The sequence below is a fragment of the Hymenobacter sp. HD11105 genome (genome assembly GCF_054051685.1).
Genome location: NZ_JBSWBR010000001.1, coordinates 1181625 through 1198504, shown reverse-complemented (window position 1 = coordinate 1198504; position 16880 = coordinate 1181625). Strand labels below are relative to the sequence as shown.

16 protein-coding genes are annotated in these 16880 nt (G+C 53.6%); 6 read left to right on the top strand and 10 right to left on the bottom strand.

What is annotated here, in order from left to right:
- Positions 1-186: 186 nt before the first annotated feature.
- Complete coding sequence (locus ACW9KT_RS05300; protein ID WP_457078323.1) at positions 187-999, top strand: class I SAM-dependent methyltransferase; 813 nt, start codon at positions 187-189, stop codon at positions 997-999.
- A gap of 95 nt (positions 1000-1094) precedes the next feature.
- Here the strand turns inward: ACW9KT_RS05300 and ACW9KT_RS05295 are convergent, their stop codons facing one another.
- The gene (locus ACW9KT_RS05295; RefSeq protein ID WP_457078322.1) at positions 1095-1502 is read right to left on the bottom strand and encodes a DoxX family protein; all 408 of its coding nucleotides are present in this window, start codon (positions 1500-1502) and stop codon (positions 1095-1097) included.
- A 99-nt stretch (positions 1503-1601) separates the two neighbouring features.
- Positions 1602-2084, bottom strand: a complete 483-nt coding sequence (locus tag ACW9KT_RS05290) for an ankyrin repeat domain-containing protein (RefSeq protein WP_457078568.1) — start codon at positions 2082-2084, stop codon at positions 1602-1604.
- Between the two features lie 160 nt (positions 2085-2244).
- Here ACW9KT_RS05290 and ACW9KT_RS05285 point away from each other — a divergent pair, with 160 nt between their 5' ends.
- Positions 2245-3036: an SDR family NAD(P)-dependent oxidoreductase gene (locus ACW9KT_RS05285; RefSeq protein WP_457078321.1), complete on the top strand. Its 792-nt coding sequence runs from the start codon at positions 2245-2247 to the stop codon at positions 3034-3036.
- Between the two features lie 3 nt (positions 3037-3039).
- Here ACW9KT_RS05285 and ACW9KT_RS05280 read toward each other — a convergent pair whose 3' ends face one another.
- Entirely contained in the window at positions 3040-3480 is a 441-nt protein-coding gene (locus ACW9KT_RS05280; protein WP_457078320.1) for a DUF4174 domain-containing protein, read from the bottom strand.
- A 282-nt stretch (positions 3481-3762) separates the two neighbouring features.
- Between ACW9KT_RS05280 and ACW9KT_RS05275 the strand changes: the two genes are divergently transcribed.
- Both ACW9KT_RS05275 and meaB read left to right on the top strand, forming a co-directional pair.
- A complete protein-coding gene (locus ACW9KT_RS05275) occupies positions 3763-4854 on the top strand; it encodes a hypothetical protein (RefSeq protein ID WP_457078319.1) in 1092 nt (363 codons plus the stop codon).
- 118 nt (positions 4855-4972) lie between these two features.
- Complete coding sequence (meaB, locus tag ACW9KT_RS05270; protein ID WP_457078318.1) at positions 4973-5956, top strand: methylmalonyl Co-A mutase-associated GTPase MeaB; 984 nt, start codon at positions 4973-4975, stop codon at positions 5954-5956.
- Here meaB and ACW9KT_RS05265 read toward each other — a convergent pair.
- From ACW9KT_RS05265 to ACW9KT_RS05250, 4 genes are all read right to left on the bottom strand, one after another.
- Positions 5953-6354, bottom strand: a complete 402-nt coding sequence (locus ACW9KT_RS05265; protein ID WP_457078317.1) for a VOC family protein — start codon at positions 6352-6354, stop codon at positions 5953-5955. The genes meaB and ACW9KT_RS05265 overlap by 4 nt on opposite strands.
- A 60-nt stretch (positions 6355-6414) precedes the next feature.
- Positions 6415-8985: a DUF5916 domain-containing protein gene (locus ACW9KT_RS05260; RefSeq protein ID WP_457078316.1), complete on the bottom strand. Its 2571-nt coding sequence runs from the start codon at positions 8983-8985 to the stop codon at positions 6415-6417.
- A 180-nt stretch (positions 8986-9165) separates the two neighbouring features.
- The gene (locus tag ACW9KT_RS05255; RefSeq protein ID WP_457078315.1) at positions 9166-11748 is read right to left on the bottom strand and encodes a M56 family metallopeptidase; all 2583 of its coding nucleotides are present in this window, start codon (positions 11746-11748) and stop codon (positions 9166-9168) included.
- Positions 11735-12157 carry a BlaI/MecI/CopY family transcriptional regulator gene (locus ACW9KT_RS05250; protein ID WP_457078314.1) on the bottom strand — a complete coding sequence of 141 codons (423 nt, stop codon included), beginning with the start codon at positions 12155-12157 and terminating at the stop codon, positions 11735-11737. Before ACW9KT_RS05250 ends, ACW9KT_RS05255 begins: the two co-directional genes overlap by 14 nt.
- Before the next feature lie 560 nt (positions 12158-12717).
- On the opposite strand from ACW9KT_RS05250, the gene ACW9KT_RS05245 reads away from it, so the two are divergent.
- Both ACW9KT_RS05245 and ACW9KT_RS05240 read left to right on the top strand, forming a co-directional pair.
- Positions 12718-13164, top strand: a complete 447-nt coding sequence (locus ACW9KT_RS05245; protein WP_457078313.1) for a YsnF/AvaK domain-containing protein — start codon at positions 12718-12720, stop codon at positions 13162-13164.
- A gap of 64 nt (positions 13165-13228) precedes the next feature.
- Positions 13229-14125: a YsnF/AvaK domain-containing protein gene (locus ACW9KT_RS05240; protein WP_457078312.1), complete on the top strand. Its 897-nt coding sequence runs from the start codon at positions 13229-13231 to the stop codon at positions 14123-14125.
- An 86-nt stretch (positions 14126-14211) separates the two neighbouring features.
- Here the strand turns inward: ACW9KT_RS05240 and folB are convergent, their stop codons facing one another.
- The 3 genes from folB to ACW9KT_RS05225 form a co-directional block, all read right to left on the bottom strand.
- Positions 14212-14598 (bottom strand): dihydroneopterin aldolase, encoded by a 387-nt coding sequence (folB, locus tag ACW9KT_RS05235; protein WP_457078311.1) that lies wholly within the window; start codon positions 14596-14598, stop codon positions 14212-14214.
- Positions 14599-14719: 121 nt separating this feature from the next.
- On the bottom strand, positions 14720-15730 hold the full coding sequence (locus ACW9KT_RS05230; RefSeq protein WP_457078310.1) for a DivIVA domain-containing protein: 1011 nt from the start codon (positions 15728-15730) through the stop codon (positions 14720-14722).
- A gap of 103 nt (positions 15731-15833) precedes the next feature.
- The gene (locus ACW9KT_RS05225) at positions 15834-16769 is read right to left on the bottom strand and encodes a WD40 repeat domain-containing protein (protein ID WP_457078309.1); all 936 of its coding nucleotides are present in this window, start codon (positions 16767-16769) and stop codon (positions 15834-15836) included.
- Positions 16770-16880 lie beyond the last annotated feature (111 nt).

The following is a 16880-nucleotide window of genomic DNA, read 5'->3' as shown; positions in this document are numbered from 1 at the left end:
ACCCTTTATTAAACTTATTCTTTGTATAAATTTTATTACTCAGCAAAGTGCAACTGAGGAGCTTTAATTTATGTAATTTATTATGTTAATTGGCCTTTAATATTATGATCCTGTACTTTTATTGGATTAAAATTTAGTTAACGAGTACCTTGCACTAAATAAGTCTGCCCAACCTCATCGGTTATAATGAAAACACAACTACGAAATACTTTAGCTCGGATTTACCGGTCTAGTGAGCGAGTGGTACGCGAAGGACTCCACCTCTACGACTCAGATGATAAGCTAATTGCTGATTCTCAGCAGTATTGGGAGCGCATTGATCGCGACTATATACCTGGTAATGCGCACTGGCGGGGTAAGGGAATTTTCACTAACGATGATGAGCGTTGGCTGAAAATGGGTCGCCATAACCTAGATATGTACCGCAAAATGGCCGGGATAGCTGCACCTGACCATTATCCGGCTCGCATTGTAGACTGGGGCTGTGGTGGTGGGGCTAATGCTGTGCATTTTGCACCTGGCTCCACTTGTTACTATGGTGTTGATATTACTTCTGCTAGCGTGCGCGAGTGTGAAAAGCAACTAGCGCGTGAAGGCTTTCATGATTTTGTTCCTGTAGAATTTGAGGCTGGCTCACCAGAAACAGTTCTGGACGCCATCACGGAGCCTTGCGACTTATTCTTCTCGACTTATGTGTTCGAGATATTCCCGACGAAAGCGTATGGCAGTCGGGTGCTAGACATTGCTTACAAGCTGTTAGCACCGGGTGGGCAAGCCTTTATTCAAATCCGGTACGCTGATAATACTCCCGTAAGTCAGCCGCACCGTTGGGGATATGCTCAAAACTTGCCCCACATGGTAACCTACCGCATTGAGGAGTTTTGGGAAAATGCGATTAAGAGTGGTTTTGAACCTCAGTTGGTTACCCTTGAAATAGAGCAGGAGGTAAAGCTAGGACGGCGTTATGCCTTCTACTTGCTTACTAAGCCTACTCATTAATATCCACAATAGCCCACACAAAAACGGCTTCTCACTCACCTGCCAATCGGTAGGTGAGTGAGAAGCCGTTTTTTATCCAACAGTTGCTGGAACTGTCAACGAGCTAACACGTCACGTCGGGTTTTTCTAAGCATATTATCTACGCTCCAAGGTCCGGCGCCTTGAGCAGCAATGTACAGGAATACAAAGCAATACAATACGGCCAGTTCCCCTTGATTAAGGATGGGAAAGGCTCCTTGTGGTGCGTGTGCCATAAAATAAGCTACGGCCATGGTACCACTGGCCACAAAAGCAGCTATGCGAGTCAGGAAACCGAAGGCAATTAGCAGTCCACCTACTAGTTCTATTATCCCCGCGAGGCCCATTAAGGAGGCTATTTCTACTGGCGGTTTATCGCCGGGAAAACCGAGTAGTTTTTGGCTACCGTGCATCGCAAAAAGTACTCCTACCACTATGCGCATCAAAGCATAAATGTAGGGAGCAAATCGGGCTAGACTTTCCATATTAAAGCTTGAATTTGGCGAAAATGGTTACTGCTTTTCAACCTACCGCGATAGTAATGTCGGAGTATACGACAACAAGCTCGTAAGGTGCCTCAACTATTATTGCAGCAGTTGCAAGGCTTCTTGGTTGCCTTGCTGCACGGCCAAGTCAAGAGCAGTAAGGCCGCGAACATCCTGAATAGTGGCATCGGCGCCCGCTTCGAGCAGTATAGGAATGAGCTTATTGCGGCCAAACAAGGTGGCAAACATTAGGGCGGTGCCGCCATTGCCATTCTGCAAGTCCAAGTTGGCACCGTGCTCAATGAGCAAGTGAGCTACCTCGGCATGACCCTTAAAGCAAACACCCATTAGGGCATTATTACCACCTGCGTCTTGCACATCTACGTCGGCCCCAGCTTCTATTAGCAGTCTAGCGGCCTCCAATTGGTCGTCGTAGGCAGCCACAATTAGGGGCGTAAAGCCTTTCCCATTTTGAATATTTACGTCGATGTTGGAGGCAAGCAATTCTTTCAAGTAGGCAACATCGCCCCGACGGGCAGCATCAAACAATAGATCTTCGGGGCGAGAAGAGGTGAAGGACATGAGCAGTGTGTGAGGGTTGAGGAAAAGTATGCGATTCATACGGTAGCAAAACCAGTTTGGTCGTAGCTAGTTGGGCTACCGCTTAGGAACCGTAATGGTAAACATACAAATCAGACGCCTGCTGGTTTAAAAGCGTATTACTTTATTCATACCCTCAACTATGGATCTGCAACTCACCAATAAACTCGCGCTTGTAACGGGCTCAACCGCAGGCATTGGCTTAGCCATTGCCCAACAGCTAGCCGCTGAAGGCACTCATGTCATCATTACCGGTCGCACTGAGGCTAGAATCCAAGCCGCTACCGCCGCTATTTTAAAGCAAACTCCAACGGCTCAGGTACACGGTGTGGCCGTCGATTTTGGCCACGCTGATCAAGTCCAGCGCTTACTGCGTGAAGTGCCCACGGTCGACATTCTGGTAAACAACATTGGCATATTTGCCCCCCAGGAATTCACCGACATCACCGATGAAGACTGGATGCGATTTTTCATGGTAAATGTGATGAGCGGCGTACGCTTGTCGCGACAGTATTTCCCGCTGATGCTAGCCCAAAACTGGGGGCGCATTCTATTCATATCCAGCGAATCGGGATTGCAGATTCCGCAGGAGATGATCCATTACGGTACCACGAAGACGGCGCAGCTTGGTGTGGCGCGCGGTCTGGCCGAGCTTACGAAGGGCACGAATGTCACCGTCAACTCGGTGCTGCCCGGCCCCACGGCTTCGGAAGGCGTTGAGGATTTTATCAAAAAGTTGTCGGCTGAAGGTAAATCGAAGGAGGAAGCCGAACGTGATTTTTTTCAAAATGCCCGGCCTTCGTCCTTGCTACAGCGTTTTGCTACGCCCGAGGAAGTGGCGCACATGGTTGTGTATTTAGCAAGCCCACTGGCATCGGCCACTAATGGAGCGTCGGTGCGCGTAGATGGCGGCGTTGTCAGAAGTATTGGCTAACCACTACTTGTTGTTGGCGCGCATTTCCTGCCTGCGCATTGGCATGGTATCAATTGTCTCGAATAACACCTTCGGGTCGATGGGCTTGCTGTCTTTGCGCTTCACGCCGCCGTCTTTACCGATCAGAACCACTGCGAAGCTGCCGGGCGTTATACCCAGCGTTTGGCGCACATACTGCTTTTCGGCGGTAGTCAGCTCTGTTTCTATAGCCTCCAGCACTAGCATATCACGCGTTTTGACTTGCGCTTCGGCGGCTCTCATGCTGGCTTTTTGCTGAGTCAGGGCGGGAGTTTCGGCGGTTGGAGCACAGAGTATAACTATGCGCTTCTGCCACCGTTGGGCCTTAATACGCTCAGGCAGCGAGACCTCGGTACGATTCGCTTGCGCTAAACAATTAAGCGCTAACCCACTAGCCATCAATACAAGAACAAGGGATCGTAGCATCTGGAACAGAAAAAGTAATAGGACACAACACGCAGCTTGCTTAACCAAACTGCGGCTGGCTGGGGGGCTTTTTGAGCAGTGATGAGGTTTAGTCTATACTTCTGAGCTGCTGCAAAAAAGCCCCCCAGCTTGTATTTCAACTCCAATACCGGCCGGTCTGTTGCTGTTCACCGGGAAATTTCGCGAGCATCTGACGCTGGACACTATATTATCTTGGCACAAAATTCCGTTTTCTACGCTGCACGCGCTAGCTACCACACCTTGGCTGGCACCCGACTTTTCATGAAAAAACTTCCTTTCTTACTTCTCCTCGTTAGTCTGTTTGCCAGCTTGCAAGCCCTGGCTCAGGCCGAGCAGTCTATCTGGTATTTTGGTAACATGGCGGGGCTGAGCTTCGCCCAAGGCAAACCCACACCGTTGCTTGATAGCAAGATGGTGAGCTACGAGAACTGCGCCGTCGCCACAAATAAGAGTGGGCAACTGCTGTTTTATACCAACGGCGGCACCATTTTCAACCGTCAACACACCCCAATGCCCAACGGCCGCAAACTAATGGGCGGTCAGGAAGCTACGCAGGGAGTGCTCATTGTGCCCGACCCAGGCAGCGGTAACATTTTTTACGTCTTCACCACCGATTTTCAGGGTCGCCCTGGCGGCATGCGCTACTCCGTGGTAGACATGACCCGCGATAATGGCCTCGGCGACGTGCCACGGGCTAATATCCTGCTTATCTCGCCCGTAGCAGAGAAGCTAGCCGCCGTGCGGCATAAGAACGGCCGTGATGTGTGGGTAGTGGGTCACCGCTGGAACTCCAACGCCTTCGTGGCTTATTTGGTGACAGCCGACGGAGTCCAAACTAAGCCCATTCTGAGCAACGTGGGCACTATGCACGCCGGCCCCGGCCGCAACGCTATTGGCTGCATGAAGTTCTCGCCCGATGGCACTAAGCTAGCTGCTGCTATCTGGCGTGAGAGCAACAAGTTTGAGGTTTTCGACTTCGACCGTACTACGGGTCTGGTAAGCAAGCCGCGTCAATTTGGCCCCTACGAGGAGGCATACGGCGTAGAGTTTTCGCCCGACGGCACCAAGCTCTATGGTACGAACAATGGCACTGGCGGTGGCGCAGCCCAGATCTGGCAGTTCGATTTGAAAACCGATAAAGCCACTAAAATTGGCGACTCAAAAAACCGGAAGATCGGGGCCCTGCAGCGTGGGCCTGATGGCAAGATTTACTTAGCCCGCGAGGATAATCCCTTCCTAGGCATTATCCAGAACCCTAATGCGGCGGGTCTTGCCTGCAAATACGAAGATGATGGCCTGAGCCTGGGGGGCAAACGTAGTAAGTTTGGGTTGCCCAATTTTGTGGTGCAGTAAGAGTTCCTCGCACGCGCCCACTGTTGTTTACTTATCTAGCCTCGGGGAGGGTTAAGTAAACAACGAGAGGGACGTGCCACGTGCTCCTATACCCACAGTCCCGCTAATTCTTCTTCATATGGCCAAACGCTTTACCCTTGACGAGTATGTGGCCGGCATTCGTGCCGGCAACCGCGTCGTATTGAGTCGGGCCATTACACTAGTAGAAAGCACTTTACCCACCGATCAAGTTTTAGCGCAGCGGGTGCTTGATGCGGTGATGCCCCTGGCGGGCCGCTCGGTGCGGGTGGGTATTACGGGCGTGCCAGGCGTGGGTAAAAGCACGTTTATTGAGGCGCTAGGGCTATTCTTGGTAAACAAGCTGGGCAAAAAGCTAGCGGTGCTGGCCGTAGACCCGACCAGCCAGCGCAGTGGCGGCAGCATTCTGGGCGACAAAACCCGCATGAGCGAGCTGGCTGCCCACACAGCCGCTTATATTCGGCCTTCGCCGGCCGGACGCTCCCTGGGCGGCGTTACGCGTAGCACCCGCGCGGCCATGCTACTATGCGAAGCAGCCGGCCACGACGTGATTTTTGTGGAAACCGTAGGTGTGGGCCAAAGCGAAACCGCCGTGCACAGCATGGTCGACTTTTTCCTGCTGTTGATGCTGGCCGGGGCCGGCGACGAACTGCAAGGCATTAAAAAAGGCATTATGGAGATGGCCGACGCTGTGACCATCACCAAGGCTGACGCCGGCAACGAACTAGCTGCCCGCCGCGCCCGCCGCGAATACCAGAACGCCCTCCATCTCTTTCCCAAAGCCGCCTCCGGTTGGAGCCCCGTCGTGACGACTAGCTCGGCGCTGACTGGCGCAGGCGTGGCCGAAGTATGGGAAGTTATTGAGCAATATCAACAACAAATGCAGGCCAGCGGCTACTTTCAGCAGCGCCGGCAGGAGCAGAATTTGCACTGGCTGCACGAAGCCATTCGGCAGGAGCTGGAAGATCGGTTTTATGCCCATCCCGAGGTGCAACAACGACTTGCTCAAGTGCAAGAGCAGGTGATGGGGGGCAAAAAATCGCCGTTTGGAGCGGCTGCCGAGCTGTTAGCGCTCCAGAGCTAAACCGTGGTGCGCTGTTCCAGCAAATCCCATTTGTTGCCGTAGCAATCTTCAAATACGGCCACACTGCCGTAGCTTTCGTGGCGAGGCTCTTCCAGAAAGCACACGCCACGCTCCCGAAACTGCGTGTAGTCGCGCTGGAAGTTGTCGGTATAGAGAAACAGCAAAACTCTGCCCCCAGCCTGATTGCCTACACCGTTGCGCTCAGCCTCCGTGTGGGCCTGAGCCAGTAGCAAGCTGCACCCAGACAGATTACCGGTTGGGGCGACCAGCACCCAGCGTTTACTGTTGCCCAAATCTGTATCCTCCAGAAGTTGAAAGCCTAACTGTTGGGTGTAAAAGGCAATGGCCTCGTCGTAGTCTTTGACGAGCAGAGTTAGGGCAGCGATGCGCTGTTGCATGGTATTACTGGTATATAAATAGGCGCTGGGGGCAAATCTCAACTCAGATAATTATCTAGCTTACCCGCGCTTTTTCAGCATCAGGTAATCGAGGAAGTAGAGGATTTTGATGGAGACGGAGTTGTTGTGGGGGGTGTTGATGGTGTTGCTCAGGTTGTCGAAGTACAGGGGCGTGGCCTCGTTGGCTTGTAGAAAGGAGGTACCCGCATTCTTCCACACCACGCTGATCTGCGAGCCGGGGGCAAACCACCAGGAGTAGACCGCATCCACGTTGAAGGCATTGTAGGTGTTGTCGCGGTTGCGGCGGTAGTCGACCAGCTCCTCTTCTCCGCCGGGCAGCAGGGCGGCAAAGTCAGCGTAGCGCACGTTGCTCGTGTAGTGGCGCGTGCGCACGGTCAGGGACATACGGTTAGTGAACGTGTAGGCCACCGAGACGATGTTAGAAATGGTTGTGACATTGCGGCGGCCGAGCAAAACGGCACTGGGAAATTGTGTCATTATAGTCGCGTCCTCGGGGTATTTGTCACTCATGCTGCGACTATCGCCCGATGATGGATTTACGTAGCCGACCTGGTTGTGGCGCAGATTCCAATCTAGTTCGTAGCGGAAGTTCAGCTGATTGTTGACTCGGTAGCGTGGCGAAATATTTACGCCGTAGCCCATCCGGCGCGGACGCGGCAACCGGTCATCTTCTACATAGCCCCGGATGCCGGCATTTATGTCTAAAGCCAGCTTTTTGCGGTAGTCGCTGGAGATATAGCTGCCAATATTAAGGCTAGTAGGTATCCGCACGTAGTAATCACCTAAGGGGTTCACGCGGGGCTCAAAGTAGTCGTGGTTGGCGGGGTCAAAATTCACGTTAAACCCGGCGCTTAGAAAGTTCTTGGTGAAAGTGGTGTTGGCCCCACCGTACAGATTTACCCGCTGGTAGCGCGTAGGCTGGTACAGCAAGGAATGCTCTATACCAGCGAATGTATTAAGGCGGTTTACCTTCCAGAAGGGCTTATAAATGTTGAAGCCTATATCTATCCCTTGGCGGATATTATTGTTGCCGAACAGGATACCTAAATCATTAGGATTGTACTTGTCCGACTCAATGCCGTGACTGACATTCCAGGTGAAGTTGCCGCTGATTTTTCCGTAGTCCAAGGCGTATTTATACCCATTCTGGTCGCTGATTTCGTCTTCTGTACCAAACACTTTCCCCCGCCGCCGTGAGTAGTTTACTTGTCCTCTTAGTGCGTGCGTGTTCTTTTTGTTGGCAAAGCGAAAAAGCCCCCCAGTCACGTTCGCATCGTAGGTTTGGCCCCAGCGCGTAACGTTGGTGTTGATCAGGCTCACGTAGGAGTTGTTCTTCAGGCTTTGGTCCAGCACAGCAATGCTGTAATTGCTGAAGGGCTGGGTCTGCACCTCCCGCTCCTCCCCCGTTTCGGTATCGCGCACCGTGGCGTACACGTCATTGGACAAGGCATTGAAGACGCCAATACCCAAGCCCTTACTGGTGCGGCCCGAAACTTTAGTAGCATTGAGTAGGCGCGTTTCCGACGGGTTACGCACAATCTTCTCGTTGTCGCCCGTGGCTACATCGTAAAAGCCAATAGGCGTGGCTCCTACCCGACGGGAGTAGAACAAGTTGCCCTTGTTAAAGAGCTCGGTGCCTTCGGTGAAAAACTGGCGGTTCTCGTTGAACTGCACCTCAAAGGGCGAGAGGTTCAAGACCTGGTTGTCGCTCTGCACCTGGCCGAAGTCGGGTACGAGCGTGGCGTCCAGGGTAAAGCTTTCGTTGATGCCCCACTTCAGATCCGCGCCTCCGTTGAAGCTGGTCGTGGTGCGGCGCGTGCCTTCCGCGTTCAGCGGGTTGTGGTTCACGTAGGTCGACACGTAGGGCGTCAGCGACAGACGCAGCGGGGGTTGTATGTCGCTCAGGCCAGTGAGTTCGCCCCATTGGTTCACGAAACCATCTACTTCGGGCTTAAGCTCATTCCAGAAATACTTCTGACGGCTGCTTTGACGCTGGCGCCCGAAGTTCATGCCCCAAATAGTTGTTTGGCCGCCTGTGGTGGGCGCAAAACGAATAGCGGAATACGGAATGCGCAGTTCGGCTATCCAATCAGTGCCACGCAGGGCTGTGCGTGAATCCCACACGGCATTCCAGTTATTGTCTTCGCCATTGGCGGGCGAGTAGCGCGCATCCAACTGTACACCGCCCGACGTGACGATGAATCCATAGCCATTCTGCTTGTCGCGGTAGGTATCCAGGAACACCCCAAACCAATCAGAATTGTTAATATCGTCGCGCTGGCTCAGCTCTCGCAGAATCGAGTCAGGCGACACATCGTGCATGATGGCGCCGATGTAAAGGTTCTGGTCGTCGTAGAGAATGCGCACCTCGGTGCGGTGCTTTTCGAGGCGGCCGGGCGTGGGCTGGTTTTCGATGAAGTCGGTGGCGGCGGGTGCTTGCTGCCACACAGCTTCATCCAGCACCCCATCCAGCTTAATAGCCTCCGTAATACGCACGGCTTGTAGTTGCCGCTTGGGAGCAGTGTTGGCTGTTGCGGCGGGGGGCAAAATTTGCCCCCCAGCCACATACGTCAGGGAAATGAAACACCAACAAATTAAAATTCGCAGCATATAGATAAAGTAGAAAAACCGGACGGCGACCGACAGGACAATAGATGCAACAGGCACCCTTAGAGTTGCCGCGGCGTGTTTATAAAATATAAAACCGGCTTCCATTGGAATGAAAGCCGGTTTCGTTAATCCTGTAGCTATTAGAAGGTAGGCCGGAACAACCTTCCAACTTCGAGTGGGCTATTCCTCAATTTCAATGTTTATGCTATGTTTTTTACCATCATTGTGCCCAACGAGTTGACGGTATTTAGCGGCCAGTTCATCGGGTTGGCGCTTGCCGTTCACGACAAGGCCTGACGAATCTAGCTGGAACCGGTACTTTTTTTCATTTGCCCCGATCAAACCATCCTCACGTAAGTGGCTGCCCAGATCCACTGAGTTCACCATAGCGGGGCGTGGAGCACGGGGGGCACGTGGCGGAGCCGGCGCGCGAGGCGGAGCTGGAGCTGCCGCAGGGGATGGCACTGCTGGGAGCGCAGGCATACTAGGAGCTGCAGGAGCATCAGGGGCGGCGGGTGGCGGCGGCGGCGGCGGCATATTGCTATCGTTGCTCGAGCGGCTCATGTAGATCCGGTTGATATTGCCCCCATTGTAGCTGAGCGTGACGGTACCCGTGGCGCCGATGGTGCGGCCCACTCCCTGCTCATACATCTTCAGGTATTTGGCAAAAACGGCCTGGGGCTGCTTTTGCTCATTCACGTGAAGATCATTGGCTGTGAGCACAAATTTGAAGTGGCTCTTATCCTTGATCAAGCCATCTTTCACCAGCTCATCGATAATAGCGTCCTCTGCTTTAAGCACTTGAGCCTCGCGCTCGGCCCGTGCTTTGTCCCGCTCGGCGCGCGCTTTTTCCCGCTCTGCCTGCAGGCGCTCGCGCTCTACTTGCTGCCGTTCGCGCTCCAACTGCTGCTGCTCACGTACGGTTTGCTGCCGCTCGCGCAGTTGCTCCTGCTCCTGCCGTAGTGTTTCTATTTTCTGTCGGATTTTCTCTTTGTCGGCACCGCTGTCGGCGCGCTGCTCGGCGGCTCGCAGGGTTTGCTCGGCGGAGCGTAGGGCTTGACTACGAATCTTTAAATCATCTCCTGCCTGCGCAATGGTATAATTGCCCTGGGCCATGGCGCGCTTCATCTTTTCGCTATCCATCCGGAAGGCTTGCATGGAACGGCGCAGATTAGCCTGTTCTTTTTCTGAAAGCCCTGAGTTATCAAAATCGAAGCGGTTGTTGGAGCGACCGATGGCTCGCACTGTACGATCCGAATTGAGCCGGATTACTTGGGTGCTACCGTCCTTGTCTTTCTTCCGAGCTTCATCTAGCTCTTTAGCGTCAATGCGGTTACCGTCGACGTACACTTCCGTCAGGCGGCCCTTTTTGTCTCGCTCCAGCACAACGGTGCCCGCGTCGCGGCGACCCCGTCCTTCATCCTGCATGATCACAACCCGGTTGTCATCCTTCCGACGGCGCTTTTTGTTTTTGTCCTTGTCTTTATCCTTGTCATCGTCGGTGGCGCTGCCCAGCTCGGTGCGAATAGGTCCTAAGGGAGCCAACTTAGGCAGAGGCAGCGTTGTGAGGCCTGGCAGCAAGTCGGCGCGCCACGCATTGCCCATTACCAACGTCTTATGACGGTCAGCTCGCGGGTGCAGATCGGCCATAGAGAAGGCAGTACTCACGCCCAACAGCACTACGCCACCCAACACCACTAGGGCCGCCATAAAGCCTTCGGAAAAGCTAGGCGCCGTCCGCCGATGCACCAGCCGCCGAACCCGGCTCAGTAGGGAACCATCGGGGCCAACGGCTGCCACTGCCAGCCGTGGAATTGCCGCACGGTCGTGGCCTAGCTCAGCTAAGTTAGTCAGGGCCTGAGCTACCGTAAGGGGGCTGCCACACAAAGCCGTAGCCATGTCATCGCAGCAGTTTTCGCGCTCTGTGCGCAGGCAGGCATTTACAAACCATACCCCAGGATGATAAAAGAACAAAATTTCGGTGATGGACTGAAGAATATTCATCAGGTAATCGCGCCGAATGATGTGGGCTAGCTCGTGCGCCAGAATGGCCTCCAGATGCGCTTGGCTTAGGCCCGAAATGGTCCCCAGCGGCAACAATATCACGGGGCGAAGATGACCGGCTACCAGCGGCGCTTTCACCAGCGCCGACTCCAATAAGGTGATAGGCCGGGTCAAACCGGCGCGATTACTTAGCGCAGTTAGGCGGCGCTGCCACTCGGCCGGTAACTGCCGCACACGGTAATGGCGCAGGCGGTCGAGGTAAGCTAGCCCCCCCAAAAAGCGCAGGGTCATGGCCAGCAGGCCCAGCAGCCAGGCCGTAACCAACAAAGGCAAATGCTGATCGAAATAAGGCAGCCAAGCGGCGCGGGCGCTAGGTACACCGGCGTACTGGGCTGCGGCGGGGGCCGGCGCTACCGAAGGCGCTGCTTGTTTCGCGAAGGCAGTAATCACCGGCAAATTGCCCCCCAGACTTAGGTTTGAGGTGGTGACACTAGGAATTGCCATAGCAGCCGGCGACACCACTGCTTCTGGCTCGGCGGCCATATAGTAGCGACCAAACGTAACCGCCGAAAGGCCCAGCAGCGTAATCAATGCCACGCCAGCCACGCGGTAGCGGATGCGGGCCGTATGCTGACGCAGTAGCAGCAGCAAAGTGGCTAAAGCCAGGGCTACCATGGCACCTTGCCACAGGGAGTGCACCAGCGTCCAGCCAAGGGCCCGGACTACGGCTGGTGATAAAAGCTGCTCAAGCCAGTTCATCGGTCCCTCCTTTCTCAGTTGTGCCTTTTTGTTGTTCCATCTCGTTAAGCAATTCGCGGATTTGGTCTAGCTCCTCCTGGGAGGTGCGCTTATGACCAAGTGCCTGTACCACCAACTTTAAGGCTGAGCCGCCGAAGGCCGCATCTAATAGCCGGTCGATGAGTAGGCCCTGGGTTTCCTCTTCGCGCACACTAGCGCGGTACACATGCGTCCGACTGTCATCGTCGCGCAGTACAAGGCCCTTGTCGAGCATCAGCTGAAGCAGTTTGAGGGTAGTGGTATAGCCCACCTCACGCTTTTGGTTCAGCTCATCATTTACAAAGCGGACGGTAGCAGGACCATGCTGCCAGAGCACCTGCAGAATCTCTAGCTCCGATTCGGTTGGCTTGGGGAGGGGTGGCTTACTCATAAAATCCGGGCGTTAGATTGATACGAAATGATTCGTATGTCAAACATATACGAAATCTATCGTACTACCAAATTTTATCTACGAATTCTTTCGTATGAATTACAGGATGCAGTGGAATCTCATTGTTATTCACTCATCTTCAAGCACATAATTTGGATTGAGTAGGCCGCTCTAGACTTATACTCGCTCAGCAGATTGAAATCTATTCTGGAGACTCAATTTATCCATGAAGGATCATTCTGATGAACACATCGCACCGTGAGCTCTCCAAATAGCTGAGCATTGATTTTAGATTTATCCGCGAAGCGACGTACATCAACTAAGGTTGAAAATTTAACTAACGGCTTGACTACATACTCTTATATATCAACTTGTTATAACTATTAAATCTTTATTATTCATATCTTTATTTATATAAATTACTTCATCAATTAACGGTCGAGCTTCATAAAAAATTTAAGAACATTTTTTAGTCAAGTCTTCAACCTCAGGGATAGCACCGCGTACTATTGGGAGACTCAGCATAACCCGTAACCCTACGGCTATCAGCATGTTCTATTATGCAGCCTTCCAATAATCATTTCGAAAATCAGCCACCCTATCAAGTGCCTAATCCCCAGGTAACCATCCCTGTGGTAGAAGAGCAGGTGCAGATTAATAAGGATGTGGTCGAAACGGGCCGAATCCGCGTGTCGAAGTCGGTTCATGAAGAGCAGCGCATTGTTGACGTGCCCACGATTCAGGAGGAAGTGCACGTAGAGCGTATTCCGATTAATCAGTACGTAGCTACTCCACCAGCCGTGCGCTACGAAGGCGACACGATGATTATGCCCATTCTGCAGGAAGTACTCGTGGTGGAGAAGAGGCTGCTGTTAGTCGAGGAAGTTCGCATCACGAAAACACAGACTGAAACGCGCACTCCCCAGCAGGTGACGCTTCGCAAGGAGGAAATCCACCTGCAGCGCGTATCGCCCAATCCAGAGAACCCAAATCAGCCAACAACTTAGCTTTTAATTCTTTACCCTTTATTATTTCATCCTTCCACACCCACAACCTTAAAACAGTAAAAAAATGGCACATACCGTAATAGGAGTATTCAACACCGCTGCTGACGCTCAGCGCGCCGTACAGCAACTAGAGAGCAATGGTTTTCAGCGTGACTACGTTGATGTAGCCCCATATGAAGGTGGCGCCGCAGGTGGCAGCAGCTACGGCAGCACCAACACCAGTACAAATACAACCGGAACCCGCGCCGAAGCAGCCGTGGATAATGCTGGTGATAGCATCGGTAATTTCTTCAGCAACCTCTTTGGTGGCGACGACGATAACACAGCTCACAATTACTCGAACGTGGTTCGCAGCGGCAAATCGCTGGTGACGGTACACGCTCAATCTGCTTCAGAAGCCGAGCGTGCCCGCGACCTGCTTGATGAGTATGGCGCAGTAGACGTAGATGAAATGGCTTCTCAATATGGCTCCAGCAACACCGGCAATGCGTATGCTGGTACAACTGGTGCTCAAACCGACACTACCCAAACCGGCGAAACTGGCTCGGTGAAGGTGATGGAAGAAAACCTGCAGGTAGGTAAGCGAGTGGAGCAAACGGGTGGTGTGCGCGTACGCAGCCGCATCGTGGAGCGTCCAGTAGAAGAGCATCTGCGCTTACGCGAAGAGCATGTACGTGTTGAGCGTCATGCAGTAAACCGCCCAGCTACTGAAGCTGATTTCAATGCCTTTAAAGAAGGTGAAATTGAAATCACCGAAAGCGCTGAGCGCGCTGTAGTAGGCAAAGAAGCCCGCGTAGTAGAGGAAATCAGCCTCGGTAAGGAAGTAACTGAGCGCGAAGAAACCATACGTGACACGGTGCGCAAGACGGAAGTTGATATCGAACAGATCAACGACTCGACTACGAATACTACCAACACGAATAACACGAACGACTTCAACAATCCGAATAGAAACGTGTAAGCTTGTTTAGCTCACAGTTTTAAATCAGACACAAAAAAGGCGACCAGTTACGGTCGCCTTTTTTGTGTCTGATTTAAAACTGTGAGCTAACCTGTAAGCGACTGGGGGGCAATTTCCTTGCGCTTGCGCTTTAGAGTAATGCGGGCACGCCGACAAATGCCCCCCAGCGGCGGATTGAATTTGGAAACGCAAACTCTTACGGCCCGCACATGGGGGAATTGCGCCAATATCCGGTCCATGACCCGGTGACCAAGGTGCTCCAGCAGGCGCGCAGGAGCCAGCATTTCGTCGGCTACCAGCCGGTAGAGCACCTCGTAGTTAACGGTTTCCTGCAGCTTGTCAGAGGTGCCAGCCGCGTGCAGATCGGTTTGGATGTACAGATCCACGCCGTACTTATTTCCGATTTTCTGCTCCTCGTCGTAGTAGCCGTGGAAAGCGAAAAACTCCATTCCTTCCAGCGCAATTTGTCCCATGGTGAGTTGTGATGTGTAGCTATGTGATGTAGTTATACCCTTCAGCTTTACAGCCGAAACTTACTAAAACTAAAAGGCCCGCAACGATTGCGGGCCTTTTAGCTGGGGCGAAATATGTAGGTTAGATTTCGTCGAAGAAGGACTTTTCAGCCGTTGCTGCCGTGGCCATTCCGGGGTGCGTGGCGGGCGAAGGCGGCGTAATTTCGGGGTGGCTGGGACCTACGGGCTGAATATCAGGCATTGGCCGCTCAATATCAGGAGCGCCGGGATTCGGCACGCGGGAAGGCTCAGGCTGATAAATGCGCGAAGGATCAGCTTTGCCGGGGTTCTCATCGGGTGAATCGGGGCGAATGTCGGGGCCAGGCGTTTGGGCAGGGGCACCGGGGTCGGGCTGCTGACCGGGCTTGGGGTTATAGTTACCGGGCTGAGGGCCAATAGGGCGCGCTTCGGCAACCGAAATGCCCCCCATAGCGGCGCTAGAAGCGCCAGCTACCGCAGCGGCTGATGTAGTAGATGCAGAAGATACACGCATGGCAGATTCTTTTTCAGGAGAAGGTTCAGGTCTGCTTACCTGTACGCTCTCGGCCCGCGAAAGGATGGCTGCGGCATCGGTTTTCGGTCGAGCTTTGGCTTTGGCTACCTTCTCCATGGCATCGGAGGCCAGGTGCTGCAAATCGCGCACAAGGTTTTCCATCTGGTTTTCCAACCGATGACACTCCTGGCTCAGACTATTTACCTCCGTCCGCATGGCGCCTACGCTTTTCTCGGCTTCGCGGGTAGCATCTTCTACTAGCCGCCGCGCCTCTTGCTTGGCCTCACTCAGAATCTGATCGGCTTTGAGTTGAGCTTCTCGGATGCGCAAGTCCGCATCGCGCTGCGACTGCTCCATGATGCTGTTGCCAGTGTCTTCGGCCGTCTTGAGCGTGCGGTAGAGGCTAGTTTCCACTTCGCGCATCTTTTGCACATCATGGGTGGCGTGCTCTAGCTTCAAGCGCAATTCCCGGTTTTCGTCGCCCATGCGCTCCCACTGCTGAGAAAGCGTGACCAAAAAGGCTTGTACTTCGTCCTTATCAATGCCCCGAAAGGATTTCTCAAAGGTTTTCTGCCGGATGTCGAGGGCGGTTATTTTCATTTGACAGGTAACATTTAATATTTAACAGGCATCACTTCACATTTAGTATTCAACGTTTAACAAGGCAAGCATATGGAGGCTTGCTACTGTTTATCGCTAAATGCTAACTATTGAATGACACTTGCCACACCGCCAGGCTGCGGTCGTCACTACACGAAACTAGCCGATTCTGCTTCCCCGACCAAAATAACTTGTTTACGGAGGTGCCGTGGCCCGCGTGCCGGGCCTTATCCACTACCCGCAGCAGGCGCCCCGTTTCGGCCTCCCACAGCTTAATAGATTTGTCCATGCTGCACGTGGCCAGTAGCTGCCCATCGGGGCTGAACAGTACGTGGTTGATGGTAAACATATGAGCCACGATGCTGCTTTCCTCGGCATAATTGCCCCCCACAGACCAGGTGCGCAAGTGAGCGTCGCGGCCAGCCGTTAACAGCCGGCCGCCGTCGGGCGAATAAGCGGCGGTAAAGACGGAGTTGGTGTGGCCGGTTAGCGTCTGTTTCACTGTCAATGAATCGACATCCAGAATGCGCACCAGCGCGTCGCTGCTGCCTACGGCTAACTCGCCGCGCTCTTCGTGCAGCGCCAGGCAGCGCAGACTTTTGTCGCTGAGTGGCAGCAGCTTCTCTAAGCTAAAATCAGCCGCCCGTAGCACTGCCAGTACGCCGTTACCAAGAGCAACATACAGGCGCTGCCGCTTACTGGAGTACACCAGATCGAAGATGGCAGCCGGAGGTAATGCCGTGCTATGGAGCAGCTTTCTTTCGGCCAACGCTATGGCCTGTACGCCCTGAAAATTATGCCCTAGCACCAGCAGTTCGCGTTCGGGTACGTAGCGCAGCGCGTACACGGAGTTTTCTACGCGGGCCACCAGCTCGCCGTCGCGGGCTAAGTCATTCAGGCTCCATACGGCCACCATGCCATCGGCGCCAGCCGAGAAGAAGCGGTCCTCATCGGGGGCGCCGGCCAGCGCGTATACGCAGTCGCGGTGGCCGCTGAGGGTGGCCAGTTTTTCTACCTGCGGACGAGAAAGCAGCGGCATAAGCTAGGTGGTATTTTGATGCGAAATTACGGCGGTTTTGCCTAGCTGTCGCCGTGGGCCATTTCAGCCGCCTAAGCTTCAACTCAGCAGAAACAAACAATCAGGTGTTCA

What these genes read in the sequence shown, in the direction of transcription:
- ACW9KT_RS05250 (WP_457078314.1), bottom strand. Translation starts at nt 12,157, where the DNA reads ATGAGTAAGCCACCCCTCCCCAAGCCAACCGAATCGGAGCTAGAGATT.
- ACW9KT_RS05295 (WP_457078322.1), bottom strand. Translation starts at nt 1,502, where the DNA reads ATGGAAAGTCTAGCCCGATTTGCTCCCTACATTTATGCTTTGATGCGC.
- folB (WP_457078311.1), bottom strand. Translation starts at nt 14,598, where the DNA reads ATGGGACAAATTGCGCTGGAAGGAATGGAGTTTTTCGCTTTCCACGGC.
- ACW9KT_RS05245 (WP_457078313.1), top strand. Translation starts at nt 12,718, where the DNA reads ATGCAGCCTTCCAATAATCATTTCGAAAATCAGCCACCCTATCAAGTG.
- ACW9KT_RS05290 (WP_457078568.1), bottom strand. Translation starts at nt 2,084, where the DNA reads ATGTCCTTCACCTCTTCTCGCCCCGAAGATCTATTGTTTGATGCTGCC.
- ACW9KT_RS05230 (WP_457078310.1), bottom strand. Translation starts at nt 15,730, where the DNA reads ATGAAAATAACCGCCCTCGACATCCGGCAGAAAACCTTTGAGAAATCC.
- ACW9KT_RS05240 (WP_457078312.1), top strand. Translation starts at nt 13,229, where the DNA reads ATGGCACATACCGTAATAGGAGTATTCAACACCGCTGCTGACGCTCAG.
- ACW9KT_RS05225 (WP_457078309.1), bottom strand. Translation starts at nt 16,769, where the DNA reads ATGCCGCTGCTTTCTCGTCCGCAGGTAGAAAAACTGGCCACCCTCAGC.
- ACW9KT_RS05265 (WP_457078317.1), bottom strand. Translation starts at nt 6,354, where the DNA reads ATGCAACAGCGCATCGCTGCCCTAACTCTGCTCGTCAAAGACTACGAC.
- ACW9KT_RS05260 (WP_457078316.1), bottom strand. Translation starts at nt 8,985, where the DNA reads ATGCTGCGAATTTTAATTTGTTGGTGTTTCATTTCCCTGACGTATGTG.
- meaB (WP_457078318.1), top strand. Translation starts at nt 4,973, where the DNA reads ATGGCCAAACGCTTTACCCTTGACGAGTATGTGGCCGGCATTCGTGCC.
- ACW9KT_RS05275 (WP_457078319.1), top strand. Translation starts at nt 3,763, where the DNA reads ATGAAAAAACTTCCTTTCTTACTTCTCCTCGTTAGTCTGTTTGCCAGC.
- ACW9KT_RS05255 (WP_457078315.1), bottom strand. Translation starts at nt 11,748, where the DNA reads ATGAACTGGCTTGAGCAGCTTTTATCACCAGCCGTAGTCCGGGCCCTT.
- ACW9KT_RS05285 (WP_457078321.1), top strand. Translation starts at nt 2,245, where the DNA reads ATGGATCTGCAACTCACCAATAAACTCGCGCTTGTAACGGGCTCAACC.
- ACW9KT_RS05280 (WP_457078320.1), bottom strand. Translation starts at nt 3,480, where the DNA reads ATGCTACGATCCCTTGTTCTTGTATTGATGGCTAGTGGGTTAGCGCTT.
- ACW9KT_RS05300 (WP_457078323.1), top strand. Translation starts at nt 187, where the DNA reads ATGAAAACACAACTACGAAATACTTTAGCTCGGATTTACCGGTCTAGT.